The sequence below is a fragment of the Phaeovulum veldkampii DSM 11550 genome (genome assembly GCF_003034995.1).
Taxonomy (GTDB): Bacteria; Pseudomonadota; Alphaproteobacteria; order Rhodobacterales; family Rhodobacteraceae; genus Phaeovulum; species Phaeovulum veldkampii.
The window spans coordinates 51,457-76,428 of record NZ_PZKF01000011.1 but is presented as its reverse complement, the minus strand read 5'-3'; the positions used below and the strand labels follow the sequence as shown (position 1 = coordinate 76,428).

25 protein-coding genes are annotated in these 24,972 nt (G+C 67.7%); 11 read left to right on the top strand and 14 right to left on the bottom strand.

All coding sequences use genetic code 11. The features are described from left to right. Nucleotides 1–41 precede the first annotated feature (41 nt). Both accD and C5F46_RS06580 read left to right on the top strand, forming a co-directional pair. Nucleotides 42–1,004 (top strand): acetyl-CoA carboxylase, carboxyltransferase subunit beta, encoded by a 963-nt coding sequence (accD, locus tag C5F46_RS06585; RefSeq protein WP_107324570.1) that lies wholly within the window; start codon nucleotides 42–44, stop codon nucleotides 1,002–1,004. Then, nucleotides 1,004–2,275: a bifunctional folylpolyglutamate synthase/dihydrofolate synthase gene (locus C5F46_RS06580; protein WP_168796804.1), complete on the top strand. Its 1,272-nt coding sequence runs from the start codon at nucleotides 1,004–1,006 to the stop codon at nucleotides 2,273–2,275. The genes accD and C5F46_RS06580 overlap by 1 nt, the downstream gene beginning before the upstream one ends. Here the strand turns inward: C5F46_RS06580 and C5F46_RS06575 are convergent. The 3 genes from C5F46_RS06575 to zapE form a co-directional block, all read right to left on the bottom strand. Then, a complete protein-coding gene (locus C5F46_RS06575) occupies nucleotides 2,272–3,240 on the bottom strand; it encodes a phosphotransferase (protein WP_107324568.1) in 969 nt (322 codons plus the stop codon). The two genes, C5F46_RS06580 and C5F46_RS06575, sit on opposite strands and share 4 nt — an antisense overlap. Before the next feature lie 81 nt (nucleotides 3,241–3,321). Further along, on the bottom strand, nucleotides 3,322–4,077 hold the full coding sequence (locus C5F46_RS06570; RefSeq protein ID WP_107324567.1) for a lipopolysaccharide kinase InaA family protein: 756 nt from the start codon (nucleotides 4,075–4,077) through the stop codon (nucleotides 3,322–3,324). Nucleotides 4,078–4,116: 39 nt separating this feature from the next. Next, the gene (gene zapE / locus C5F46_RS06565; RefSeq protein ID WP_107324566.1) at nucleotides 4,117–5,193 is read right to left on the bottom strand and encodes a cell division protein ZapE; all 1,077 of its coding nucleotides are present in this window, start codon (nucleotides 5,191–5,193) and stop codon (nucleotides 4,117–4,119) included. A gap of 131 nt (nucleotides 5,194–5,324) precedes the next feature. Here zapE and C5F46_RS06560 point away from each other — a divergent pair, with 131 nt between their 5' ends. The 3 genes from C5F46_RS06560 to lpxK are packed head-to-tail and all read left to right on the top strand — an operon-like array spanning nucleotide 5,325 to nucleotide 7,850. Next, nucleotides 5,325–5,570, top strand: coding sequence for a DUF4170 domain-containing protein (locus C5F46_RS06560; RefSeq protein ID WP_107324565.1), 246 nt, complete (start codon nucleotides 5,325–5,327; stop codon nucleotides 5,568–5,570). Continuing rightward, nucleotides 5,560–6,858, top strand: a complete 1,299-nt coding sequence (locus C5F46_RS06555) for a 3-deoxy-D-manno-octulosonic acid transferase (RefSeq protein ID WP_133618352.1) — start codon at nucleotides 5,560–5,562, stop codon at nucleotides 6,856–6,858. Before C5F46_RS06560 ends, C5F46_RS06555 begins: the two co-directional genes overlap by 11 nt. After that, nucleotides 6,858–7,850 carry a tetraacyldisaccharide 4'-kinase gene (gene lpxK, locus C5F46_RS06550; RefSeq protein ID WP_107324584.1) on the top strand — a complete coding sequence of 331 codons (993 nt, stop codon included), beginning with the start codon at nucleotides 6,858–6,860 and terminating at the stop codon, nucleotides 7,848–7,850. Before C5F46_RS06555 ends, lpxK begins: the two co-directional genes overlap by 1 nt. Here the strand turns inward: lpxK and C5F46_RS06545 are convergent. From C5F46_RS06545 to C5F46_RS06535, 3 genes are read right to left on the bottom strand one after another with little or no spacing between them, the layout of a single operon-like run. Then, nucleotides 7,847–8,986, bottom strand: coding sequence for a CaiB/BaiF CoA transferase family protein (locus tag C5F46_RS06545; RefSeq protein ID WP_107324563.1), 1,140 nt, complete (start codon nucleotides 8,984–8,986; stop codon nucleotides 7,847–7,849). The two genes, lpxK and C5F46_RS06545, sit on opposite strands and share 4 nt — an antisense overlap. Further along, entirely contained in the window at nucleotides 8,983–9,654 is a 672-nt protein-coding gene (locus C5F46_RS06540) for a DsbA family protein (RefSeq protein WP_107324562.1), read from the bottom strand. Before C5F46_RS06540 ends, C5F46_RS06545 begins: the two co-directional genes overlap by 4 nt. 3 nt (nucleotides 9,655–9,657) lie before the next feature. After that, a complete protein-coding gene (locus C5F46_RS06535) occupies nucleotides 9,658–10,209 on the bottom strand; it encodes a DUF721 domain-containing protein (RefSeq protein WP_235820102.1) in 552 nt (183 codons plus the stop codon). A gap of 83 nt (nucleotides 10,210–10,292) precedes the next feature. Between C5F46_RS06535 and mutY the strand changes: the two genes are divergently transcribed. Both mutY and C5F46_RS06525 read left to right on the top strand, forming a co-directional pair. After that, entirely contained in the window at nucleotides 10,293–11,390 is a 1,098-nt protein-coding gene (mutY, locus tag C5F46_RS06530; protein WP_107324560.1) for an A/G-specific adenine glycosylase, read from the top strand. Nucleotides 11,391–11,435: 45 nt separating this feature from the next. Next, nucleotides 11,436–12,578, top strand: coding sequence for an alkane 1-monooxygenase (locus C5F46_RS06525; RefSeq protein WP_107324559.1), 1,143 nt, complete (start codon nucleotides 11,436–11,438; stop codon nucleotides 12,576–12,578). A gap of 87 nt (nucleotides 12,579–12,665) precedes the next feature. On the opposite strand, the gene C5F46_RS06520 is transcribed toward C5F46_RS06525, so the two are convergent. The 3 genes from C5F46_RS06520 to C5F46_RS06510 all read right to left on the bottom strand — a co-directional run bounded on the left by C5F46_RS06520 (nucleotide 12,666) and on the right by C5F46_RS06510 (nucleotide 15,091). Then, nucleotides 12,666–13,790 (bottom strand): site-specific DNA-methyltransferase, encoded by a 1,125-nt coding sequence (locus tag C5F46_RS06520; protein WP_107324558.1) that lies wholly within the window; start codon nucleotides 13,788–13,790, stop codon nucleotides 12,666–12,668. 86 nt (nucleotides 13,791–13,876) lie between these two features. Further along, entirely contained in the window at nucleotides 13,877–14,512 is a 636-nt protein-coding gene (locus C5F46_RS06515) for a ribonuclease HII (protein ID WP_107324557.1), read from the bottom strand. 99 nt (nucleotides 14,513–14,611) lie between these two features. Beyond that, the gene (locus C5F46_RS06510) at nucleotides 14,612–15,091 is read right to left on the bottom strand and encodes a hypothetical protein (RefSeq protein WP_107324556.1); all 480 of its coding nucleotides are present in this window, start codon (nucleotides 15,089–15,091) and stop codon (nucleotides 14,612–14,614) included. A 177-nt stretch (nucleotides 15,092–15,268) separates the two neighbouring features. Here C5F46_RS06510 and C5F46_RS06505 point away from each other — a divergent pair, with 177 nt between their 5' ends. From C5F46_RS06505 to C5F46_RS06490, 4 genes are all read left to right on the top strand, one after another. Next, entirely contained in the window at nucleotides 15,269–15,556 is a 288-nt protein-coding gene (locus C5F46_RS06505; RefSeq protein ID WP_107324555.1) for a hypothetical protein, read from the top strand. After that, nucleotides 15,528–16,232 (top strand): winged helix-turn-helix domain-containing protein, encoded by a 705-nt coding sequence (locus C5F46_RS06500; RefSeq protein ID WP_107324554.1) that lies wholly within the window; start codon nucleotides 15,528–15,530, stop codon nucleotides 16,230–16,232. Before C5F46_RS06505 ends, C5F46_RS06500 begins: the two co-directional genes overlap by 29 nt. A 66-nt stretch (nucleotides 16,233–16,298) precedes the next feature. Continuing rightward, nucleotides 16,299–17,393 carry a carboxynorspermidine decarboxylase gene (locus C5F46_RS06495; protein WP_107324553.1) on the top strand — a complete coding sequence of 365 codons (1,095 nt, stop codon included), beginning with the start codon at nucleotides 16,299–16,301 and terminating at the stop codon, nucleotides 17,391–17,393. Between the two features lie 57 nt (nucleotides 17,394–17,450). Beyond that, entirely contained in the window at nucleotides 17,451–18,683 is a 1,233-nt protein-coding gene (locus C5F46_RS06490; protein WP_107324552.1) for a saccharopine dehydrogenase family protein, read from the top strand. A gap of 36 nt (nucleotides 18,684–18,719) precedes the next feature. On the opposite strand, the gene C5F46_RS06485 is transcribed toward C5F46_RS06490, so the two are convergent. From C5F46_RS06485 to pbpC, 5 genes are all read right to left on the bottom strand, one after another. Next, nucleotides 18,720–19,355: an ATP-binding cassette domain-containing protein gene (locus C5F46_RS06485; protein ID WP_107324551.1), complete on the bottom strand. Its 636-nt coding sequence runs from the start codon at nucleotides 19,353–19,355 to the stop codon at nucleotides 18,720–18,722. Further along, the gene (locus C5F46_RS06480; protein ID WP_107324550.1) at nucleotides 19,352–21,034 is read right to left on the bottom strand and encodes an ABC transporter permease; all 1,683 of its coding nucleotides are present in this window, start codon (nucleotides 21,032–21,034) and stop codon (nucleotides 19,352–19,354) included. Before C5F46_RS06480 ends, C5F46_RS06485 begins: the two co-directional genes overlap by 4 nt. Further along, entirely contained in the window at nucleotides 21,031–22,215 is a 1,185-nt protein-coding gene (locus C5F46_RS06475; RefSeq protein ID WP_107324549.1) for an ABC transporter substrate-binding protein, read from the bottom strand. The genes C5F46_RS06480 and C5F46_RS06475 overlap by 4 nt, the downstream gene beginning before the upstream one ends. 80 nt (nucleotides 22,216–22,295) lie before the next feature. Beyond that, the gene (locus tag C5F46_RS06470) at nucleotides 22,296–22,901 is read right to left on the bottom strand and encodes a CDP-alcohol phosphatidyltransferase family protein (protein WP_107324548.1); all 606 of its coding nucleotides are present in this window, start codon (nucleotides 22,899–22,901) and stop codon (nucleotides 22,296–22,298) included. Between the two features lie 66 nt (nucleotides 22,902–22,967). Further along, the gene (gene pbpC / locus C5F46_RS06465; RefSeq protein ID WP_107324547.1) at nucleotides 22,968–24,971 is read right to left on the bottom strand and encodes a penicillin-binding protein 1C; all 2,004 of its coding nucleotides are present in this window, start codon (nucleotides 24,969–24,971) and stop codon (nucleotides 22,968–22,970) included. Between the last annotated feature and the right edge of the window lies 1 nt (nucleotide 24,972).

The following is a 24,972-nucleotide window of genomic DNA, read 5'->3' as shown; positions in this document are numbered from 1 at the left end:
GGCTTATCTCCTGCCGACGTTGCGGCAGAAGGCATCACGCGATGAACTGGATCTCGAACTACGTCCGCCCCAAGATCAACTCGTTGTTTTCGCGCCGCGAGGTGCCTGAAAACCTGTGGACCAAGTGCCCCGAATGCGGGACGATGCTGTTTCACCGCGAACTGGCCGACAATCTGAACGTCTGCACCAGTTGCGATCATCACATGGCGATCAGCCCGCGGGATCGGTTTGTGCGGCTGTTTGACGGCGGCATCTTTACCGAAGTTGCGGTGCCCGACCCGCTGCCCGATCCGCTGGGCTTTCGCGATCAGAAGAAATATCCCGAGCGTCTGAAAGCCGCGCAGAAAGCCACCGGCGAGAAAGAGGCGATGTTGGTCGCCGAGGGCGAGATCGGGCGCACCCCGATTGTCGCCGCCTGTCAGGATTTCAGCTTCATGGCTGGGTCGATGGGCATGTATGTGGGCAATGCCATCATCGCTGCCGCCACCCGCGCGGTCGAGTTGAAGCGCCCGCTGGTGCTGTTTTCCGCCGCGGGCGGTGCGCGGATGCAGGAAGGCATTTTGTCGCTGATGCAGATGCCCCGCACAACGGTGGCGGTGCAGATGCTCAAAGAGGCGCGGCTGCCCTATGTTGTGGTTCTGACCCATCCGACCACGGGCGGCGTGACCGCCAGCTATGCCATGCTGGGCGATGTGCAGATCGCCGAACCCAACGCGCTGATCTGCTTTGCCGGTCCCCGTGTGATCGAACAGACGATCCGCGAAACCCTGCCCGAGGGGTTCCAGCGCGCCGAATACCTGCTGGACCACGGCATGCTGGACCGCGTGACGCACCGCAAGAAACTGCGCGAAGATCTGATCATCGTGCTGCGGATGCTGATGCATCTGCCGCCCCCCGTCGCCGCCGATCTGCCCGCGCCCAAACCCGTGTATGTGGAACCTGCGCCGGTTGACGCCGCCGCAACGCCTGAGGCCGCTCCCGCCGAGACGCCGAAGCAAGCGTGATGGCCGCCGCGACTGACGCGATCCTTGCGCGGCTGATGGGGCTGCACCCCAAGGTGATCGACCTGACGCTGGGCCGGGTGCAGCGCCTGCTGGCGGCCCTGGGTCGCCCCGAGGCGACGTTGCCGCCGGTGATCCACATCGCGGGCACCAACGGCAAGGGCTCGACCCAGGCGATGATCCGCGCGGGGCTTGAGGCGCGCGGGGATCGGGTCCACGCGTATACTTCGCCGCATCTGGCGCGGTTTCACGAACGCATCCGGCTGGCAGGCGCGCTGATTTCCGAACCCGCGCTGGCCGACCTGCTTGATGAGTGCGAAGCCGCGAATGCGGGCCAGCCGATCACGTTTTTCGAGATTACCACCTGCGCGGCCTTTCTGGCCTTTGCCCGCACCCCGGCCGACTGGACGCTGCTTGAGGTGGGGCTGGGCGGGCGGCTGGATGCCACCAACGTGGTGGACCGACCGCGGCTGACGATCATCACCCCGGTGTCGATCGACCATCAGCAATATCTGGGCGAAACCCTGCCCGAGATTGCGGGCGAAAAAGCGGGCATCCTGAAACGCGGCGTGCCCTGCATCGTCGGCCCGCAGGACGAGGCCGCGCTGGATGTGATCGAGGCGCGGGCGGCGCGGCTGGGGGCGCCCCTGCTGGTGCATGGCCAGCACTGGCATGTGCAGGCCGACCGCGGGCGGCTGATCTATCACGACGAAACGGGCCTTCTGGACCTGCCCCTGCCGAACCTGCCCGGCCCGCACCAGATCCAGAACGCGGGTGTGGCGCTGGCCGCCTTGCGCGCGCTGGGCGCCGACGCGGCCGCCTGCGAGGCTGCCGTGACCCGCGCCGACTGGCCCGCCCGGATGCAGCGGCTGCGCCAGGGGCCGTTGGTGCAGGCGGCGGGTGCGTGCGAACTGTGGCTGGACGGGGGCCACAACCCGGCGGGCGGCGCGGCGGTGGCGGCCACGCTGGCCGCGATGCCCGCGCGGCGCACGCATCTGGTGGTGGGGATGCTGAACACCAAGGACATTGCGGGCTATCTGCGCCCGCTGGCCGCGCGCGCCGAAAGCCTGACGGCGGTGTCCATTCCCGGCGAGCCAAACACCCTGCCCGCCGCAGTCACCGCCGAAGCCGCCCGTGCCACGGGTATCAACGCGCGCACCGCCGACAGTGTGGCGCAGGCCGTGGCAGGTATCGCCGCCGCCGATCCCGGCGCGCGCATCCTGATCTGTGGCTCGCTCTATCTGGCGGGCCGGGTGTTGCAGGACAACGGCTAGCCGGTCTTGCCCGTCGCGGCGACAGGCGGGGTCTCCAGATAGCTTTGTGCCACGCCGATCAGGCGCGCGGCCTTTTGGGCGGCCAGCGCGGGTTCGGCCAGCCGCCACCAGATCTGATGGCCGATGAAGAACCGCAAGACGGTATCCTGCTCGGCCTCGGGGATCAGCCCCGAGGACAGGAACGCCTGCCAGTCGGGCGCAGCGATGCCGTGGTGGCGCGGCACGGCGGGGTCAGAATTGTGCAACGCCTGCCCGACCAGAAACCGGGACACATCATTGGCCAGCGCCATCCAGGTTTCCCCCTGAATATCGACGCCGTAAATTGTGCCCTTGTGATAATGCAGGTTGCCCCCGGTAAAATCGCCATGCGTGGCGCCCTGCAAGACCGGGTGGCGCAACAGCGCCGGAACCTGCGCGTCCAGATGCGCCTTCAGCGGCGCCATGACCTGCAACCGCGCGGGGGGCAGCCCCTCGGCATGGTGGCCGTTGAGGCGCTGCATCCAGAAGCGTGGGGCAAATTCGGCGGTGCGGCGGCGCCCGTTGGTATACTGCCCAAGCCAGTCGCCCGCCTGCCGCATCAGCCGCGCGCGCAGCGCGGGCGAGGCTGCGCTGATCGCTGCCTCCAGCCGCAGCCCCGGCGCCTCGCTCAACACGACAAGCCCAGCCTCGGGCAGTGCCAGAAGACACAGGTTCACCTGATACGGCCCGCTTGCCATCGTTCTGGCAAGAAAGGCCAGCTCGCGCGCGGTTTCGGTCACGGTCTGGCTAGCCTGTGGGCCGATGAACCGTTTCAGCACCACTCGCCTGCGGTCTAGGCGCGCCAGATAAACCTCGCGGTCGGGGGCCAGTTTTCGCACCGCCGGGCGGCGCAGACCGGCCAGTTCGGGTTGCGTCGCCGCAAGGGCCTGCAAAGCCGCCACCGCTGCGGTCTGCGCGGCGGCATCCTGATCGCGCCTGAATTTCATTCCATGCCCCGCCCCTGGCCCGCGCTTGCCGTGCGTAGTCTGGCGACCTGCGCGGGCCGGTGCAAGCCCGGCCACCCTGCCTTAGCCGCGCGCGAAACGGTCCAGTGTCAGCGGCACCGCGTTCAGATCGCGCGATCGGGGCCGCAGCCGCGCCACGGCGCGCGTCAGCACCCCCAGCCAGCCCAGCTTGCGCGCGCGGGCCTGTGCTGTGGCCCAGACGTCGCCGGGATCGGCGGCGCGATAGGCGGCCAGCGCCATCTCCAGTTCCGGCACCGGGCCACGGCCATAGCTCAGGATCGAATGCGCCAGTATCATCAGATCGGTGGCGAAATCCTGCACCCTGTTGTGCCTGGGCGAGAACCGCTCGAAATCAATCAGCGTGATCTGCTGGCCATCCCACAGCATGTCGCGGATCGAGGGGCGGCCATGGGCAAACCCCGCCCGGTGGAGCGCTGCCAGTGCGCGCCCGGCCTCGGCAAACATCTGTTGGCGGGCCTCGGCCATCACTTCGGCGGGGCGCTGCAACAGGTATGACAACGCGCGCCCCCGGTCGGGCGTGACAAAGAAATCCAGGCCCTCGGCCAGAATAGGCGCCACCGGCAGGCCGGCGGCCCCCAGACGGTGCAGGGCGTCAAGATCATTGGCAAAGGCGCGCCGGGTGTCGCCCTTTTGCAGCCGCCAGCGCAGTGACAGGCTTTCGCCCTGCTTCAGCCAGACCATCTGCCCGCCCGCCTCGATCCGGCGCACACGCTGCGACGGCCCATCCAGCGCCTGTTCCAGCGCGCGGATCAGCGGCGGGGTCAGCCTGTCGGCAACGATGGGGCCAAGCTGTGTCATACCGCCGTCATAAACCCGACGGGGGCCCTTGTCACCCGCCTATGCGCCCCAGCCCGCGGCCTGCATTTCGCGCAGACGGCTGGCGGTGCGTTCAAATTCGAAGGTGCCAGCGCCTTCGATATAAAGCCGCTCGGGGATGTCGGCGGCCGAACAGATCAGCCGCACCTTCGCCTCATAAAGCGCGTCAATCAGGGTCACGAACCGCTTGGCCTCGTTGAAGTTGGCCGCAGACAGGATCGGCACCCCGTCAAGGATCAGCACCTTGATCGCCCCCGCCAGCGCCAGATAGTCGGCCGGGCCCAGCGCGCGGGCGCACAGATCCCAGAACCCCGCGCGCGCCACCCCCGCCCGGTGCCGCGCCAGCACCAGATCGCGCCCCGCCACAGACAGATGCAGCGGCTGCGCCGGGCCATTGCCGGTCAGATCGGCCCAGATATGGTCCAGCGCCTGTGTGGCCTTGGCATCGGCCGGGGTGAAATAGACCTGCGCGCCCGCATCGCGGCCCTGCCGGTAATCGCCCGCCGCTTCCAGCGCATGCACCTCCAGCCGATCGGACAGCAACGCGATGAAGGGCAGGAACAGATGTCGGTTCAGCCCGTCCTTATACAGATCCTCCGGTGCCCGGTTTGACGTGGTGACAACCGTCACCCCCAGATCGGACAGATATTCAAACAGCCGCCCCACGATCATCGCATCGGCGATGTCGGATATCTGCATTTCGTCGAAACACAGTAGCCGTGCAGTTTCTGACACCGCCTGCGCCACCGGGCGGATCGCATCCTGAACGCCGGTCTTGCGTACCTCTTTCAGCCGGGCCTGAACCTCTTGCATGAAGGCGTGGAAATGCACCCGCCGCTTTTGCGGGATTTCCACCACCTCCATGAACAGGTCCATCACCATCGACTTGCCGCGCCCGACCCCGCCCCAGAGGTAAACCCCCCTGACCGCAGGCGCAGGTTTGGCAAAGAAGCTGAACCGTGGCTTTTTGGCGGGTGGCGCCTCCAGTTCGGTGCGGACGCGTTCCAGCAGGCCCAGCGCGGTGCGTTGCGCAGGGTCTGCGCGCAGTTGCCCCGTGCGCACACGAACGTCGTAAATCTCGGGCAGCGTCAGTCTCATGCTCTTCCGATACTCTTTGCTGCGGCGCAGGAAAAGCCGTTCCGCAGGGGCACAACAGTCCGATCCGCTTGAGCCTGCGGGCGGCTTGGCTTAGGGTCGGCCCGCGCAACCCTTGACCGACAGGAGCCCACATGCCCCAGCGCCTTCACCTCGTTTTCGGCGGCGATCTGGTCGATCCGAGCCGCACCGAGTTCAAGGATGTGAACGCCATCCATATCGTCGGCATCTTCCCCGACTATGCCACGGCCCATGCCGCCTGGAAGGCCGAGGCGCAGCGCACGGTGGACAACGCCCATACGCGCTATTTCATCGCCCATCTGCACCGGCTGCGCGACGAGGAACAGGCCGCCAGCGCGACCGAGGAGCTTGACGGCTGACGCCGCCCCGGCCATGGCCTTGCCCATCGCCCCGTCGCTGAGGATCATTGCCGGGCAGCCCCCCGCGGAGCCGGGGCTGTGGCTTTGCGCCCTGCGCCCCGAGGCGGTGACGGGGCTGGTCGAACTGGCCCGTCAGGTGCGGCGGTTGCGCCCCGGTGTGCGGCTGTTCATCAGCGCGCCGGGGGCCATGTCCGAGGTTGCCGCCCTTGCCGAAGCCACCGCCGAGGCGCCGCCGCCCGATGCGGGGCGGCGCAGGCTCCGGTCCTTTCTGACAACCGCGCGCCCCGATCTGGTGGTGCTTCTGGGTTCGGCCCTGCCGCCGGATATCATCGACGCGGCCACCCGCGCGGGGGCGGCGCTGGTGCTGGCCGATGCCCGGCTGGCGCCGCCTGTGCGGGGGCGGCGCTGGGGCCGACAGGGCAGCCCCGCCGCAACCGATGAGCGGGCCGAGGCTGGCCCCGCGCTTGAGACCCGCGCAAGCTGGCTGCATCCGTTCCGGCAGCGCCGCCTGCGCCGGCTTCTGGGCCGATTTCGCCAGATACTCGTGCAGGATCAGGCCAGCGAGGATGCGCTGCGCCAGCTTGGCGTGGCGCCCGACCGTATCGAGGTGACCGGCCCGATGGCCGAGGTGGCCGACCCGATGCCCTGCACCGAGGCCGAACGCGCCGCGCTGGCGACGCTGTTGCATGCCCGCCCCGTCTGGCTTGCCGTGGGGGTGCCCGAGGCCGAGGCCGAATGGGTGCTGTCAGCCCATATTCATGCGCTGCGCCATGCTCACAGGCTGCTGCTGATCCTTGTTCCCGACCGGCCGACCTTGGCCGACAGCATTGCCGCCCATTGCGCCGGGTCGGGGTTGATCTGCGCCAGTCGCGCGCAAGAAGAAGAGCCCGAAGACGATGTTCAGGTGCTGATCGCCGAAGACATGTCGGAACTGGGCCTGTGGTATCGGCTGGCCCCGGTGACATGGATGGGCGGCACGTTGCGTGGCCTGCGATCGACCCGTTCGCCGCTGGAGCCGGCGGCGCTGGGCTCGGCCATCGTGCAGGGGCCGCGAACGGCGCCGTTCAGCGCCGCCTATGCGCGGCTGGCTGCGGCGCGGGCGGTGCGTCTGGTAGCCGGGCCTGCGGCACTGGCCGATGCGGTGGCCGACCTGATTGCGCCTGACAAGGTGGCAACGCTGGCGCATAACGCCTGGGCGGTCACTTCGGTCGGGGCGGGCGCGGCCGAGGCGGCGGCGCGCGCCGTGCTGGCCACACTGGATGCCGCAACCCGGCCCGAGGAGCGATGATGCAGCCCCCCCCGTTCTGGTTCACCTCGCCCGAGGCCCCCGGCTGGCAGGCACGGCTGCTTGCGCCCTTGGGTGCGCTCTATGCGGCGGGCACGGCGCGGCGGCTGGCGCAGGTTTCTGGCGTGCGGCTGGGTGTGCCGGTGATTTCTGTGGGCAATATCAACGCGGGCGGCACCGGCAAGACGCCCACGGTGATTGCGCTGGTGCAGCATCTGGCGGCGCGCGGGGTGGTCGCGCATGTGGTCAGCCGCGGACACGGCGGGCGGCTGGCGGGGCCGGTGCAGGTGCTGGAACTGGGTCACAGCGCCGCCGATGTGGGTGACGAGCCGCTGCTGCTGGCAGCCTTTGCGCCGACCTGGGTTGCCCGTGACCGGGCCGCGGGGGCGCAGGCAGCGGTGGCCGCAGGCGCACAGGCCATCATTCTGGACGACGGGCACCAGAACCCGACGCTGGCCAAGGATCTGGCGCTGGTCGTGGTCGATGCCGCGCGGGGGTTCGGCAATGGCCGGTGCCTGCCCGCGGGTCCGCTGCGCGAGCCGGTGGCGGCGGGGCTGGCGCGCGCCGATCTGGTGCTGTCGATCGGGGCTGCCCCCGCGCAGGCGGGTTTTGCCGCGCGCTGGGGCGCGGCCATCGGCGTGCCGCATCTGACCGGGCGGCTTCAGCCATTGCAGACCGGGATGGACTGGCAGGGCCTGCGCGTTCTGGCCTTTGCCGGGATCGGGCACCCGGAAAAGTTTTTTGCCACGCTGCGCGATCTGGGCGCCGATGTGGTGCGCGCCGAGGCGCTTGAGGATCACCAACCCTTTGCCCCTGCCCTGCTGACCCGGCTGGAAACCGAGGCGCGGCTGATCGGGGCACAGATGGTCACCACCGAAAAGGACGCGGCCCGCCTGCCCGCCAACTTCCGGCCCAAGGTGCTGACGGTGCCGGTGCGGCTGCACCTGGACGACTGGGCGCCACTGGATGCCGCGCTGGCGCGGATCGGGCTTTAGCGGGTCAGTTCGGCCCGCACCTCGGCATCATGCTGGCCCAGCCGCGGCGAGGGGCGGTCAAGCGCAAGGCGGGCGTCCGAAAACACCACCGGCAGCCGAACACCCGGCACGCCGCCCGGCGCGATCTGCAACCCGCGCGCGATGATCTGCGGATCGGCAAAAACCTCGGCCATGTCGTTGATCGGCCCGGCGGGCACGCCCGCGGCTTCGCAGGCGGCCAGCAGGTCGGCCTTGGCGCGGCCGCGGGTGACGGCCGAAATCACCTGGGTCAGGGCGGCGCGGTTGGCAATGCGGTCGGCGTTGGTGCGATAGGCCGGTGCCTGGGCCAGACCGGCCAGACCCAGCACGGCGCACAGCCGCGCAAACTGCCCGTCATTGCCCACGGCAAGGATCAGATGCCCGTCAGCGCAGGGAAAGACCGCATAGGGCACGAGGTTGGGATGCGCATTGCCCATCCGGGCCGGGGCCATGCCCGAGGCCAGATAGTTCATCGCCTGATTGGCCATGATCGCGGTTGCCACATCAAACAACGCCATGTCGATGTGCTGGCCCGCCCCGGTGACGGTGCGCTGATGCAGCGCGGCGAGAATCGCGGTGCTGGCGTAGATGCCGGTGAAAATGTCCACCACCGCTACGCCCACCTTTTGCGGCTGGCCCTCGGGGGCGCCGGTCACGCTCATCAGGCCCGACATGCCCTGAATGATGTAATCATAGCCCGCGCGCGGGGCATAGGGGCCGGTCTGGCCAAAGCCGGTGACCGAACAATAGATCAGCCGCGGGTTCAGCGCGGCAAGGCTGGCGTGATCCAGCCCGTATTTCGCCAGCCCCCCCACCTTGAAATTCTCGATCACCACATCGGCGCCCGCCACCAGATCGCGCACGAAAGCCTGCCCCTCGGGGGTGCGGAAATCGCAGGTGACAGACCGCTTGCCGCGGTTGGCGGCGTGAAAATAGGCGGCGGTCTCCTCGCCCTCATGGGTCAGGAAGGGCGGACCCCAGCGGCGGGTATCGTCACCTTCGGGTGCCTCGACCTTGATGACGTCGGCGCCCAGATCGGCCAGAATCTGGCCAGCCCAAGGGCCAGCCAGGATGCGCGCCAGTTCGACGACCTTCAGCCCCGAAAGCGGCGTCATCACTTGGCCAGTTCGGCGTCGATGATCTTTTTCAGCGCGTCATAGCCCATGTTCGAATGCTTGGTGCCGTTGATGATCAGCGTCGGCGTGGCGTCGATGCCGTCAGCCCCGGCCTTTTGCTGATAGCTGGCCACCATCGCCTGCGCGCGGTCCATGTCGTTCAGGCAGGCCTCGACCTGGTCCCCGGTCAGCCCGGCCTTCAGCCCGATCTTGCGCAGGTTGGCCGAGATCGTGGCCTCCTTGCCGTCGCCGATCCAGTCGGCCTGCGTGTCATAGATCATGCCCGAAACCGGATAGTATTTCTCGGGGCCGACGCAGCTTGCGATCATCCCGGCCCAAAGCCCGAACTTGTCGAAATACACCTCGCGGTGGATGAACTTCACCTTGCCGGTGTCGATATATTCCGCCTTCAGCGGCGCCAGCACCGTTTCATGGAAATTCGCGCAATGCGAACAGGTGTAAGAGGCGTATTCGATGATTGTCACCGGCGCGTCTTGCTGGCCCATGACCATGTCGGGCAGGGCGGCGGCCTCGCCCACGGCGCGCGCCTCCTGGGCCACGGCGGCAAGGGTCATGCCCGATTGCGGGGCGGATGACACCCACAGCCCGCCTGCAATCAGCATCGCGCCCGCGGCAATCGCGGCAAAGGGCAGCATGGAGCGTTTGGTCATCGGTCAGCCTTTCTTCGTCTCGGGCGCAATGTTTGATCTGGGTTCAGTCGCGGCGCGGGATAGGACATGTTCTGCAAGCAGTTCAAGCGCGGCCCGCAGGCCGGGGTCGCCCACGCCGCCCGCCGTCGCCTCGGCCTTGCGGCGCAGGGCGGGGTCGGGTGCCGGGGGGGAAGGGCGCGGGGCAGAGGCGAATTGCGCCTGCCCCTCGGCAAAGCCCATCGGCGCGGTCTGGGTCAGCACCACGCGGGAAATGGCGTTGTAGCCGTAACAGGCATTCACCTTGTCGCGGATGCGCGGCAGGTCCATCTGCACCATCGGCGCGGCAGCACCCGTGGTCAGCAAGGTCAGTGTGGCACCAAAGCCGCCCTTGGCATAGCCCACCTTTACCGGGCGGGTGCGGGCGGCGATATCTTCGCCCACCACCTCGGCCCAATGGGTCAACAGCCGCGACACCGCAAAGCCGCGCGTTTCACCCGCGGCGCGGATACGCTCGCGCAGAAGGCCCGCGGCGGGTTCGAACCCGCGCATTCGGCGGCTGGGTTTTTCCGGGGTCATCGCTGTCTTTTCCCTCGCTGCCCGCTATTCTAGGCAGGCGGGCGGGCAACGCCAGAGGAATGGACGGCAGGAGAGCATAAAGATTGCGTGACGCAGAGACAGGTGCAGCCCTTTTGGCCTGGTATGACCGCCACGCCCGCGTGCTGCCCTGGCGCGTGGGGCCTGCCGACCGGGCGGCGGGCAAGCGCCCAGACCCGTATCGGGTCTGGCTGTCCGAGGTGATGCTGCAACAAACCACGGTGGCGGCGGTGCGCAGCTATTTCCATCGCTTTACAACGCTTTGGCCCGATGTTGCGGCGCTGGCCGCAGCCCCCGACGCCGCAGTGATGGAGGCTTGGGCGGGGTTGGGCTATTATGCCCGCGCGCGCAACCTGCTGGCCTGTGCCCGCGCGGTTGCGGCCGATCATGGCGGGGTGTTTCCGGCAACCGAGGCCGGGTTGCGCGCCCTGCCGGGCATTGGCCCCTATACCGCCGCCGCAATTGCCGCGATCGCACAGGACGAACCCGCGGTGGTGGTCGATGGCAATGTGGAACGGGTCGTGGCCCGGCTCTTCGCCCACCCCGAGCCGCTGCCCAGGGCCAAGCCCGCGCTGACGGCGCTTGCCGCGCGGCTGACACCGCGGCACCGGCCCGGCGATCATGCGCAGGCGATGATGGATCTGGGCGCCACGATCTGCACGCCGCGCGCGCCGGCCTGCGGCATCTGCCCGCTGGCGGGGTTTTGCGCGGCGCGCGTGCAGGGCATGGCCGCAGACCTGCCGCGCAAGTCCGCCAAGCCGGCAAAGCCCACTCGTCAGGGCATTGCCTATGTCGTGCGGCGCGCAGATGGCGCCGTGCTGCTGGAAACCCGCCCGCCCAAGGGCCTGTTGGGCGGGATGCCCGGCTTTCCCGGCACCGACTGGGCCGAGGCGCCTGATCCGGCGCCGCCGATTGCGGCCCATTGGCGCCCCGCGCCGGTGGGGGTGCGCCACACCTTTACCCATTTCCACCTGCACCTTGCGGTGCATCTGGCCAAGGTCGGCGCCACGGCGGCCCCCGCCCGCGGCGCCTTTGTTCCGGCGGCCGATTTCCGCCCCGCCGCGCTGCCCACGCTGATGCGCAAGGTCTGGGATGCGGCGCAGGTGGAGCTTGACGACGCGGCGCAAAGTGACGCAGCCGTGCCGATTGCGCGCAACCCCTAGGCGCGTATTCTTTCGCCCCATCCGCAACCTGCCCGAAGGTGTGCCATGTCCTCGCGCGACGAAATCCGCAAACCTGCCCGCGCGCTGCCATTCTGGCTGTCGCTGGGGATGATCCCGCTGGCCATCCTGGGCGCGGTGGCGGGCGGGTGGACCACGCTTTTGCTGCCCGTCTATGGCTGGTTTTCGGTGACGGTGCTGGATGCGATCCTGGGCCGCAACGAAGACAACCCCGACCCCGAGACACCGGAACAGGATCTGTTCTGGTATCGGCTGATCACCCTGATCTGGTTTCCGGTTCAGTTTCTGACCATCTTTTCAATGATCTGGTGGGTAACGCACAGCGACCATCTGGGCACGCCCGAAACCATTGCGCTGTTTTTCGGGGTGGGCGTGATCTCGGGCACGATCGGGATTGTCTATTCCCACGAACTGTTCCACCAACGCAACCGGCTGGAACGCTGGCTGGGCGATCTGCTGCTGTCCTCGGTGCTTTACAGTCATTTCCGGTCGGAACACATGCTGGTGCATCATCCCCATGTCGGCACCCCGCGCGACACCGCGACGGCGCGCTATAACGAGGGCTTTCACCGCTATTTCTGGCGCCAGCTGACCCAAGGCCCCGGTTCGGCCTGGCGGGCCGAGGTGGCGATGCTGAAACGCGTGGGCCGCGGGCCGCTGCACCCGAAAAACCCGTTCTGGCGCTATGCGGGCCTGCAACTGGCGATGCTGACGCTGGCTTGGGCGCTGGGCGGCGCCACCGGGGTCACGCTGTTCATGTTTCAGGCGCTTGTCGCCGTCTGGCAGTTGGAGCTGACCAATTACGTCGAACATTACGGGCTGACCCGCGCGCATCTGGGCGAGGGGAAATATGAACATGTCCTGCCGCGGCATAGCTGGAACGCCAGCCATACCGCTTCGAACTGGCTGCTGATCAACCTGCAACGTCATTCGGACCATCATTACAAACCCGACCGGCGCTTTCCCCTGTTGCAGACCTATGGCCCTGACGAGGCGCCGCAACTGCCGCTGGGCTATCCGGCGATGACGACGCTGGCGATGATCCCGCCCTTGTGGCGGCGGCGGATGAACCCGCGGGTGCGCGACTGGCGGCGCAAGCATTACCCCGAAATCACCGACTGGAAGCCCTATAACCGCGGCACCCTGCCGATGCCTGCCGGGGTGGTCTGACCGCTGCAACAAAAGACCCCGCCGTGAGATCACGGCGGGGCAAGGCTGCGCCTGCGGCAGACCACAGGCACCGGCGGTAAGGAAATGTCAGTTGGGGCGGGCGGTGTCGGCCTCCATCTCGGCGCGGATCTGCTGGCGCAAGATGTCGATCGGGATCATCTTGCCCTCGCGCTTGAAGTGCCAGTAGGTCCAGCCGTTGCACGAGGGCGCGCCTTCGAGATGCGCGCCGACCTGATGGATCGAGCCTTTCACATCGTTCCCGACCAGCGTGCCATCGGCGCGCACCTTGGCCTTGAACCGGCTTCCGATCGAGAACAGTTCCTCGCCCGGCCGCAACATGCCGCGTTCGACGACCTGACCAAAGGGCACCCGCGGCTCGGCCCGTTTCGAGCCGGTGATTTCCAGCGCTTCGCGGTCGAACTTGCGCACACGGGCAAGGCGGCGCTCGGCCACCTCGCGGTAGGCGGCCTCGCGTTCGATCCCGATGAACTCGCGCCCCAGCATCTTGGCCACGGCGCCGGTGGTGCCGGTGCCAAAGAACGGGTCAAGCACCACATCGCCGGGGTTGGTGGTCCCCACGATGACCCGGTGCAACAGGCTTTCGGGCTTTTGCGTGGGGTGGGCCTTGTCGCCCGCGGCATCCTTTTCGCGTTCGTGTCCGGTGCAGATCGGCAGCACCCAGTCTGACCGCATCTGCACACCTTCGTTCAGCGCCTTCAGCGCCTCATAGTTGAAGGTGTATTTGGCCGCCTCCGATTTCGAGGCCCAGATCAGCGTCTCATGCGCATTGGTCAGCCGCTTGCCGCGGAAATTGGGCATCGGGTTCGACTTGCGCCAGACCACATCGTTCAGAATCCAGAAGCCCTGATTCTGCAACTCGGCGCCCAGCCGAAACACGTTGTGATAGCTGCCGATGACCCAGATCGCGCCGTTGGGTTTCAGCAGGCGGCGCGCGGCATCCAGCCAGTCGCGGGTGAAACGGTCATAGGCGGCAAAGCTGGAAAACTGGTCCCAGGCATCATCCACCGCATCGACACGCGAATTGTCGGGGCGGTGCAGTTCACCCTTCAGTTGCAGGTTGTAGGGCGGATCGGCAAAGATCAGGTCCACGCTGGCCTCGGGTAGCGACCGCATCACCTCGATGCAATCGCCTGCCAGAATCTGATTGAGCGGCAGCGCCGCCGCCTTGGGCTTCGTCGTGGTCTTGGTCATCTCTGCCTCTGGTTCCGGCTTATGGTGCCGATTTCTTGGCCTCCAAGATGAGTCATGACCGATTCGGCGTCAAATTCTTTTTTGAATCAAGAGGTTATAGATTTATCTTGATACAACATCTTGTGCACCGGCGCGAACGACCGCCTATGGTGCGGGGTGACACCAAGATTTAGAAGTGCCGCCAGATGGTCGGGCGTGGGGTATCCGGCGTTCTTTTCCCAGCCATAACCGGGATGCTGTTGCGCCAAATCCACCATGATCGCATCCCGCGCCACCTTGGCGATGATCGAGGCGGCGGCGATCGACAGCGCGCGGGCATCGCCCTTGACCACCGCCTCGGCCGACAGGCCCAGATCGCGCGGGATGCGGTTGCCGTCGATCAGCACATGATCGGGGCGCAGGCGCAGCCCTGCCACCGCCCGGCACATCGCCAGATGCGCGGCTTGCAGGATGTTCAGCCGATCGATTTCTTCGACGCTGGCATGGGCGATGCTGCAATCGGCGCAGGCCAGTATCTCGGCCGCCAGCCGTTCACGCCGCGTCGCGGTCAGCTTCTTGCTGTCGTTCAGGCCCTGCGGAATGCGCGCGGGATCCAGCACCACCGCTGCCGCCGTGACGGGGCCGCACAGCGGCCCGCGGCCCACCTCGTCGACGCCAGCCACGCGGGCCAGCCCGCGCAACTGCGCGGCGGTTTCAAACGCAAGATCTGGCTCAGGTGTCATGGCCGCACAAAGCGTGAAACAATTGCGCTGCGCAATGAAAAAGGCGGGGGTTTGCACCCCCGCCCTGCTGCCCGGCGGCTTTGCCGCTCTGCCCGTGTGTCAGTGGCGACCGATCCGATAGCCTTCGTTGCGCAGGCACTGCGCGCCATAGACGGTGCGAACACCCCGGTCGGTGCGGATGTTGAAGGCGCAATCCTGCGGCAGACGGCGGTTAAAGCCCTCGCGCGACAGGCAGCGTTCGAACGCGACATCGCGCATACCATTGCGGGTGCGCACCCTTGAGACGCATTCGCCCGGAATGACCTTGCGACGGTCGGCCCTCGGCTTGCCGCGACGGTCGTCATCAAAGCGGTTGTCGCGTTTGTTGTAATAATCGTAATCGGCCTGGGTGGTATAGCCGCGGCGATCATCGCGGACGCGGTCGTTGTCGGCGCTGTTCAGGATCGTGCCCAGCACGACAACCCCGGCAACGATCCCCAGTGCGTCACGCTCCCGGTCACTGAGCGCGGCAGCGGGTGTGGCGGCAAAGCTGGTCAGCGCGATTACAGCAGCGGCGGTCAGGGTGATAAGACGTTTCATGGCGTTCTCCGGGATGCGGCGGCGGGCGGTGGCCTGCCGGGCTCGATTGCCCGAACATGGGTCCGGCCCGCCCGGCAAGGCAATAACAGCCCTCTGCTATCCGATAGCATGCCGGGCAAACAGCCTGCGCATGGTGGAGCTATTGAATATCGGCGGAACTCGGCGCAGGGTCTGGGCATGAAAACGCTCGTCTATGCCCTTTCACTGGCTTTTGCCGCCGCCCCCGCAGGCGCAGGCTGCTTTGCCGATTACAAGGCCAAGCAGGATGATGGTGCGCTGCGGCTGCATTACGGCGTGGCCGAACTGCCCGATGCGGCCTGCGGATCGCGTCAGGCCGCCGCGCGCGCACTGGCGCCGCGGCTTGATCGCGCGGGCTGGACGCTTTTGAATATTGTCTCGATCTTTGGCCCCGAGGGGCTTGCGCAGAGGAAAGACCGTGCCGGACCCTTCTTCCTCCGCTACTGACAGCCTGCGCGCGGGCAGCCGCGCCGTGGTCTGGGGGGTCGTGGCGATTGTCACGATTCTGGCCGGGGCGGCGGTGCTGCTGTTTCTGTCGCTGCCCGATGCCAACGCCTTCAACGCCCGTGTCGAGCGCATATTTGTGGAAAACGATGCGCTGACCGGGGTGGGCGAAATCCGCCTGCTGGAGATTCTGGCCCAATCCGGCACCGCCTTTGCCGAGGTGCTGAGTTCTTATCGGATCATCATTTTCATCCTTCTGGTCTTTGCTACTGCGCTCTTGATCGCGGCGCTGGTGTTTTTGCTGATGATCGTGGCGTTGAACCGGCGGATGGTGGAAATCCAGCGCCAAGGCATCGAGGTGCGCAGCTTGCGCATCAACCGGGCAGAAAATGCCGTGGCCCTGAACGATCTCAGCTTTACCCTGACCCCCGCCGCGATCGAGACGCTGGCGGTTCTGGCCGAGGCGCGGATGGATGATGAGGTTTTGTCGGGCGCCGAGATCGAGGCGGTCATCTCGGGGCGGGATGCGACCGAGTGTGACGAGGCGGCGGGCGCCACCCGGATCAAGCGGTTGCGCGACGCCTTGGGCAATCAGTTGGTGGCGGAACTGCTTGTCAGAAATATTGCACGAAAGGGTTATACTCTGGCCGTCGCCAAGGATGCGATCCGCATGACCTGAGCTTTCGCTTGCGAAGGGGGGGAGGGGGTCTTATATCGCGGCTTTTGTGTGTTGCCGGGGGGCGCCATGATTCCGACACCCTTCTACCAGATCGACCTTGCGGCGCTGTCGCGCAACATGGACAAGATCGCGGCCCTGCGCGAGGCTTCGGGCGCGCGCGCGCTGCTGGCGCTGAAATGCTTTGCGACATGGTCGGTGTTTGACCACATGCGCCCGTTCATGGATGGCACCACCTCATCTTCGCTGTATGAGCTGCGGCTGGGGCGCGAGAAGTTCGGCGGCGAAACCCACGCCTATTCCGTCGCCTGGGCGGATCACGAGATCGACGAGGCGGTGGGCTATGCCGACAAGATCATCTTCAATTCGATCGGTCAGCTAGAGCGGTTCGAGGGCCGTGCCCATGGCATCGCCCGCGGCCTTCGGCTGAACCCCCGGTTTTCGACCTCGGGCTTTGATCTGGCAGACCCCGCGCGCCCCTTCTCGCGCCTGGGCGAATGGGATGCGCGCAAGATCGAGACGGTGATCGACCGCATCTCGGGCTTCATGATCCATTACAACTGCGAAAATGCCGATTTCGACCTGCTAGACCAGCAACTGGGGCGGATCGAAGAGGAGTTCGGTCATCTTCTGAAACGTCTGCAATGGGTCAGCCTTGGCGGCGGCATCCACTTTACCGGCGAGGATTACCCGCTGATGAAGCTGGCCGCGCGGTTGCGCGCCTTTGCCGACCGGTTCGGCGTGCAGGTCTATCTGGAGCCGGGCGAGGCCGCGATCACCAATTCCACCACGCTAGAGGTGACGGTGCTTGACCTGCTGGACAATGGCAAGAAGCTGGCCATCGTCGATAGCTCGATCGAGGCGCATATGCTCGATTTGCTGATCTATCGCCAGCAGGCAAAATTCGGCACGACCGGCCCGCATGACTACCAGATCTGCGGCAAGTCCTGCCTTGCCGGCGACATTTTTGGCGAAGCCCGCTTTGCCGAACCGCTGCGCGTCGGCGACCGGATTTCGGTGCTGGATGCGGCAGGCTACACGATGGTCAAGAAAAACTGGTTCAACGGCGTGGCCATGCCCGCCATCGTGATCCGCGAGCCGGACGGAACACTGCGCGAGGTGCGCCGGTTCGGCTATGAGGATTACGCCTCCAGCCTGTCCTGATCCCTTCCCCACGGGCGCAAGCCCCTTCCCTGTCCTGTTGAAAAGGAGACAGCCGAAGTGAAACGTAACGTGCTGATCATCGGCGCCGGTGGTGTGGCCCAGGTGGTGGCGCATAAATGCGCGCAAAACAACGACCGGCTGGGCGATCTGCATATCGCCTCGCGCACCCGCGCGAAATGCCAGGCGATCATCGACAGCGTGCATGAAAAGGGCGCGATGAAGGCGCCGGGGCTGTTTGCCGCCCATCGGGTCGATGCGATGGATACGCCCGCGGTGGCGGGCTTGATCCGCGAAACCGGCGCGCAGATCGTGATCAACGTGGGCAGCGCCTTTGTCAACATGAGCGTTCTGGAAGCCTGTATCGAAATGGGCGCGGCCTACATGGACACCGCGATCCATGAAGACCCCGGCAAAATCTGCGAAACCCCGCCGTGGTATGGCAACTATGAATGGCGGCGGCGCGACCGGTGCAAGGCAGCGGGTGTGACGGCGATCCTGGGCGTGGGGTTCGACCCCGGCGTAGTCAACGCCTACGCCCGGCTGGCCGAGGAGGAATGCCTCGACACGATCGACAGCATCGACATCGTGGATATCAACGCCGGTTCGCACGGGCGCTGGTTTGCCACCAACTTCGACCCGGAAATCAACTTCCGCGAATTTACCGGCACCGTTTACAGTTGGCAGAATGGCGGTTGGCAGTCGAACACGATGTTCGAGGTGGGCAAGGAATGGGATCTGCCGGTGGTGGGCACGCAGAAGGCCTATCTGACCGGCCATGACGAGGTTCACAGCCTGTCGGCGCGCTACCCCGATGCCGATGTGCGGTTCTGGATGGGGTTTGGCGACCATTACATCAACGTGTTCACCGTGCTGAAGAACCTTGGTCTGCTGTCTGAAAAGCCCGTGAAGACCGCCGAGGGGCAAGAGGTTGTGCCGCTCAAGGTCGTCAAGGCGGTGTTGCCCGACCCGGCCAGCCTGGCCCCCGATTACGTGGGCAAGACTTGTATCGGCGATCTGATTCGGGGCAGCAGGGGCGGCCAGCCCGCCGAGGTGTTCATCTACAACGTGGCCGACCATAAGGAGGCCTATCAAGAGGTGGGCAGCCAGGGCATCAGCTACACCGCCGGTGTGCCGCCGGTGGCTGCCGCGCTGCTGATCGCCGATGGAACCTGGGACGTGGGCACGATGGTCAATGTCGAAGACCTGCCGCCGCGGCCGTTTCTGGAACTGTTGGGCACAATGGGGCTGCCATCGCGGATCCGCGATGCGCAGGGCGACCGCCCGATCTGACCTGTTCGCGCCGCCCTTCGGGGCGGCGCGTTGGGTTTACAACGCTACCACCGGCCCCGCAGCGGCCCGCGCATCCTCGGTATCATGCGTCACCATCAGCGTCGGAATGGCGTGCGCCTGAACGTGGCCAAAGAAGAACCGCCGCAGATCGGCCCTGAGCGCGGTGTCGAGCTTTGAAAACGGCTCGTCCAGCAACAGCGCCAGCGACTCGGCCAAGGCCGTGCGCATCAGCGCGGCGCGGGCGCGCTGGCCGCCCGACAATGTGGCGGGGTCGCGGTCGTAAAAGTCTGACAGCCCCGCCTGATCCAGCGCCGCCTGCACCGCTGCGCGCCGCGCCGCCCGGCCGCGGATGCGCGCGGCCAGCCCAAAGGCCAGGTTGTCGCCCACCGACAGATGCGGAAACAACAGCGCCTCCTGAAACAGGATGCCGATCCGCCGCGACTCGGCGGGCAGGCGCGTGACATCGCGCCCGTTCAGCACCACCCGACCCGAGGCCACGAAGCCCGGCGCCAGATGCCCGCCGATGGCATCCAGAAGCGTTGATTTCCCCACGCCCGAGGGGCCCGTCACCGTCACCACCTGCCCCGGCGCCACCGATAGTGTCAGCGGCGCGAACAGGGGCTGCGTGGCTCCGGGCGGGGTAACGGTCAGGTCGATCAGATCAAGGCTCATCCCAGACCCCCGGTCAGGCCGCGGCGGTTGCGGTGCAGGATTGCGGGCAGACCCAGCGCTAGCGCATAGGCCAGAAACGGCAGCATGGCCTGCAATGCGCCGTAAAGCCCCACCACGCGCCGGTCAGAGCCGGACGACAGCGTCACCGCCTCGGTGGTCAGTGTGGTCACACGGCCCGCGCCCATGAACAGCGTGGGCAGATATTGCGCGACCGATACGGCAAAGCCCACCGCTGCGGCGGTCAGGATCGGGCGCGCAAGAACCGGCAACTTGACCCCCAGCAGCCGCCGCACCGGCCCCGCCCCCAGCGCCGCAGCGGTGGCGAGCAGCCGCCGGTCGAGCGCGCGCCACGGGTCGGCCAGCGCCAGCATCACATAAGGAAACACGAACAGCACCTGCGCCCAGATCACCGCGCCCATGCCCCCGCTCAGCCCAGCCCGCAGCATGACCACGTTCAGCCCGTAAAGAAACGCGATCTGTGGCACCAGCAGCGGCAGATAGATCAGCGCGCCCGACCATGGCATGCGGCCTGCGCGATCCTCGGCCTCCAGCCAGGTGATGGCGAGGGTTAGCGACAGCGCGGTGCTGGCCAGCCCCAGCGCCAGCGTGGTGCCCAGCGCTTCCCCCCAGTCGGCCGGGCGCAGCCAGCCGCGCAGCGACCAGGCTTCGGGCAGTGCCGCGGGGAACGGCCAGCGCCACGCCAGCGACCAGACCGCCAGTGCGGCCAGCGCCAGCAACCCCAGCGTCACCAGACCCGCCACCGCCGCGCCGCAGGCCGCCAGCAGCGCCGCGGCCCCCCGTCCGCGCGCCCCGCGGCGCAGCCATGCCCGCCCCAGTCGCGCCAGCATCAGTTCCGCCCCGCGCCACAGCGCAATCCCCCCCACGACCAGACCTGCCTGCAGCACCGCCCCCGCCGAGGCGGGCAGGATCAGCGCTGTATCTGCCGCGCCGAACCAGCGCGTCAGCGCCACCGCCAGCGTCGGCGGGGTCGAGGGGCCGAGGATGATGGCCATGTCCACGACCGACAGCGCAAAGGCCAAAACGATGTAAACCGGTAGCCTGATCAGCGGGTAAAGCCGCGGCAGGATCAGCCGCAGCCAGGCCGTCGCGCGGCCATAGCCCAGCGCGCGCCCGGTGGCGAGCGTCGCGCGCAGCGGCAACTGCCCCAGCGCCGAGGCCATGACCAGCATCAGAAACGGCACCTCCTTGATCAGCAGGCCCAGCATCAGCGCCCCGCCCCAAGGGTCGTTCAGCAGCGCCAGATCAGGGGGGCGGTCCCACCCTGTCGCCCAGGGGCTGACGAGCCGCACGATCCAGCCCGAGGGTGCAATCAGGAAGGCCACGCCGATGGCCAGCGCGGCATGGGGCGCCGCCAGCAGGGGAGCGATCAGCCGCGCAGGCCCCCCGCCCCGCCCAGCCAACATCGCCACCGCCCCTGCGGCAAGGATCAACGCCACCAGGGTAGACCCAACCCCCGTGACCAGTGTCAGCCGCAGGCTGGTGGCAAAGCCCGGCAGGGCAGCCAACTGCCGCCACGGGTCCAGCGTCAGCCGGTCGGCGCCGATGGCGGGCAGCACCCCAAAGGCGGCGCGGCCGGTTTCCCACAGCCCGGCGAGGATCGGCAGCACCAGCGCCCCCGCCGCCAGCGCAAAAACCGTCAGCCGCAGCAGATGCGTCATTTCGTATAGCGCCGCGCCCAGTCGTCGGTCAGCCAGGTCATCCAGCCGGGATGCGGCTCCAGCAGCGTGGCGCCAAGGTCTTCGGTTGTGGGCAGGGCAGGGGCTGTGGGCAGCACGGCAAAGGCGGCCTTCGCGGCCTGATCCAGCCGCGCCGGATCGAGCACCGAAAAGCTACCCAGAACAGTGATGTCCTGCTGGCGCGCCTGCGTCGCCGGATCAAGCAGGAAGTTCGCCACCACCATCGCGCCTTCGCGCTGCGCGGCATTGAAGGGAATGGCCACAAAGCTGACATTGCCGATGCTGCCCACCTCGGGCACAAAAACGCGCGCGGTTTCAGGCAGCAGCCCCTCGGCGATCGCTGCGGCGGTGCTGGCCGGGTCGAAGGACATGGCGATATCGACCTCGCCATCGTTCAAAAGCTGCTGCTGCACCGACTGGTTTTCGGGGAAGGTTTGCCCGCCGCGCCACAGATGCGGGCGCAGCGCATCATACCATTCCCACAGGGGCGCGGTGGTTGTGGCATAGGCAGCCTCGGTCGGCGGCGCTTGCAGCACCGCCGGGTCGGGGGCCAGTTCGACCAGTGCCTGTTTCAGAAAGGTCGCCCCCATGAAGTTTGACGGCACCGGATGGGTGAACCGACCGGGGTTTGCCTGCGCCCAATCACGCAGCGCGATCATGCTGCGCGGCGGCGTGGGCAGGCGCACACTGTCATAGGTAAAGACGAATTTTGCCAGCCGCCAAGGCGATTCATAGCCTTCGACCGGCACCGTGAAATCGACCGAGGCGGGTGCCGCAGGCGACAGGTCCACATAGCGGGCATTGGGCAGATCGGCGACGAAGGGACCATGCAGAAGGCCCTGTTCCTTCATCGCCAGAAAGTTCGGCCCGTTGATCCAGATCAGGTCGACCGAGCCGCCCTGATCCTTGCCCGCCGCCTTTTCGGCGATGACGCGCGTCACCGCCTCGGCGGTGTCGGTCAGCTTGACCTGCTCGACCTTCACCCCATAAAGCGCCTCGGTCTGCTGGCCGACCCAGGCGATGAAATCATTGGTGCGCTGATCGCCGGCCCAGGCGTTCCAGTAAACGGTCTGGCCCCTTGCGGTGGCAAGCGTTTCGGGCCAGTCGGCCAGCGCGGGGCTGGCAAGGGTCAGGCCGAGGGCGGCGACAAATGGCAGGCGCATGGCTTCTCCTGTAAGATGATCGGTTGGGGGTATTCTGCGCGAAAGCCCCGCAGGTGCAACAAGATGGCGCGCGGCGCATGTCAGGCAAAGGCGCGCCAGCCCTGATGCCAGCGCGTCGCTGTGGTCAGTGCGCAGGCGGCGGCAAAGCCGTAGGCCAGCATCGGGAAAGCGGTCGGAAACAGGCAGGCCAGCACGAAGAAGGCGATGGTTTCGGCGCCTTCGGTCAGCCCGCCCAGATAGTAAAAGCCCTTCGCCGGAAAATCGGCGGCGGCCAGCCCGCGCTTGGCCGCGATCACGGCGAAGGCCAGAAACGACGACCCGGTGCCCACGAAAGCCGCGATCAGCACCGCCGCGGGCAGCGCGTTGGCCCCCGGATCGGCCAGCGCAAAGCCCAGGGGCACCAGCGCGTAGAACAGGAAATCCAGCGCAATATCCAGAAACGCGCCGCGGTCGGTAGGCCCCGCGATCCGCGCCACCGCGCCGTCCAGGCCATCTGCCAGCCGGTTTGCCACGATCAGCGCCAGCGCCAGCCCATAGGCCCCAAGGGCCAGTGCTGGCAAAACCAGAACGCCAAGCGCAAATCCTGTCAGCGTGACCTGATCGGCCCCAATGCCGCGCGCCAGCAACAGCCGCGCGGGCGGCGCCATCAGCCGCCGTTGCAGGGGAAGAAGTGCCGCATCCATCATTTGCCGGGCATCCCTTGAACATGTCGATTTCAGCCTAGCCGCCTTTGGCCGCGCCCGCGACCGGTTTCAGGGCAGCATCCGCACCGCTGCCGAGGTTGACCGGCCCTGCGCGTCGATCACCGTCAGCGCGACAAAGCCGCCGGGCAGATCCAGCACCGCCTCGCGCCCGCGCAGCGCCACGGCGACCGGGGCGCCATTGGCAAGCCAGGTGAAGGGTGCTGTGCCGCCGCGCAGCTTGACGGTCAGCCCGCCGGGGCTGGCCGCAATCTCGGCGCCGTCGGGCGGGAACGCCAGTTCCGGCGCCCCCGCGGCGCTATCGGCAAAGACTGCATCACGCGGGCGAAAGCGTTGCAGGGGCTGCGGCAGGCGGGCGTTGGGCAGCAGCAGCGTGGCTGCGGGCGGTGGTGGCAGCGGGGCGGGCGTGGCTTTCAGCCGCCCGAACAACTCGAACAGGATCGGTGCCGCCAGATCGGCGCCAAAGGCGCCGGGCACCGGCGTGCCGTCGGGTCGCCCCAGCCAGACGCCTGCCACATGTGCCCCGTCAAAGCCCAACGCCAGCGCATCCCGGTGGCCGTAGCTGGTGCCGGTCTTCCACGCGATCCGCCCCGCCGGGGCGCCCGCGGGCGGCGTCAGCCCCGCCAGCACATCGGCCACCTGCCAGGCCGCGACCGCCCCGAACAGGCGCTGCGGCAACGGCCCGGCACCGCCGGGCAGTGGTGACAGGCGCACCGGCTGCCCCAGCCGCGCCAACCCGGCATAGGCCTGGACCAATCCCTCCAGGCTGATCCCCACGCCGCCCAGGCTGACCGCCAGGCCCGGCGCCCCGCCCGGCAGATCGGCCTGCACGCCCGCGCGGGCCAGCGTGGTCATCAGCCGGGCGGGGCCGACAGCCTCGGTCAGCCGCACCACGGGGATGTTGAGCGAGGCTTGCAGCGCCGCGCGGGCGCTGACGGTGCCGCGAAAGCGGCGGTCAAAATTCTGCGGTTGCCAGGTGCCAAAGGCCACCGGGCGATCCTCGATCAGGGTTTCGGGATGCGCCAGCCCGTCGTCAAAGGCCAGCGCATAGACAAAGGGCTTCAGCGTCGAGCCGGGCGAACGCGGGGCTGCGGCCATGTCGATAAATCCCGCGCGGCTGTCATCGGTCCAGTGTGCGGCGCCGACATGGGCCAGAACCTCGCCGCTGCGGTGATCGGCGACCACCAGCGCCGCCGACAGCTGCCCCGGCTGGCCGGCTACCGCGCGGGCTGCCAGCGCCTCGGCGGCGCGTTGCAGAGCGGGGTCGATCGTGGTGACGATGCGCTGTGCCAAGGGGTCCGCGCGGTGCAGACGCTGCGCCAGATGCGGGGCCAGCGCAGGAAAGGGGCGGCGCCGGTCGGGCACCGTCTCGGCTGCGCCGGGCAGGCCCGCGCGCGCCAGAACCCGGTTTCGTGCGGCGCGCGCGGCCTGCGGTGCGCGGTCGGGGCGGCGCGCCTCGGGTGCCTGCGGCAGCGCCACCAGCAGCGCGGCCTCGGCTGGCGTCAGGCGGCGCGGTTCCTTGCCGAACCACGCCAGGCTTGCCGCCCGCACCCCTTCGAGATTTCCGCCATAGGGCGCCAGCCGCAGGTAGAGGTCGAGGATCGCGGTCTTGTCCAGCCGCCGTTCCAGCGCCAGCGCCACGCGGATCTGGCGCAGCTTGCCCCGCAGGGTGCCCGTTGGCCCCTCTTCCAGCAGCCGCGCCACCTGCATCGTCAGCGTGGACCCGCCCGAGACGATGCGCCCCGCGCGTGCCGCCTGCACCGCGGCCCGCGCCATCGCCCGCAGGTCAACCCCGCCATGCCACCAGAAGCGGCGATCCTCATGCGCGATCAACAAGGCCACAAAGGCGGGGTCCACCGGGCCGGGCGCCAGCCGCCAGCGGCCATCGGCCACCGGGAAGGCGCGCAGCAGGCTGCCGTCTCGGGCGACAACCTCGGTGCCGACCGCTACCCGAAGCGGCGGCAGGTCGGTGCGGGCGATCCAGTCATCGGCACCGTCGCGCGCCGCGGCCAGAACCGCCAGCAGCGCCACCCCCCACAGCAGCGCGGCGCGCATG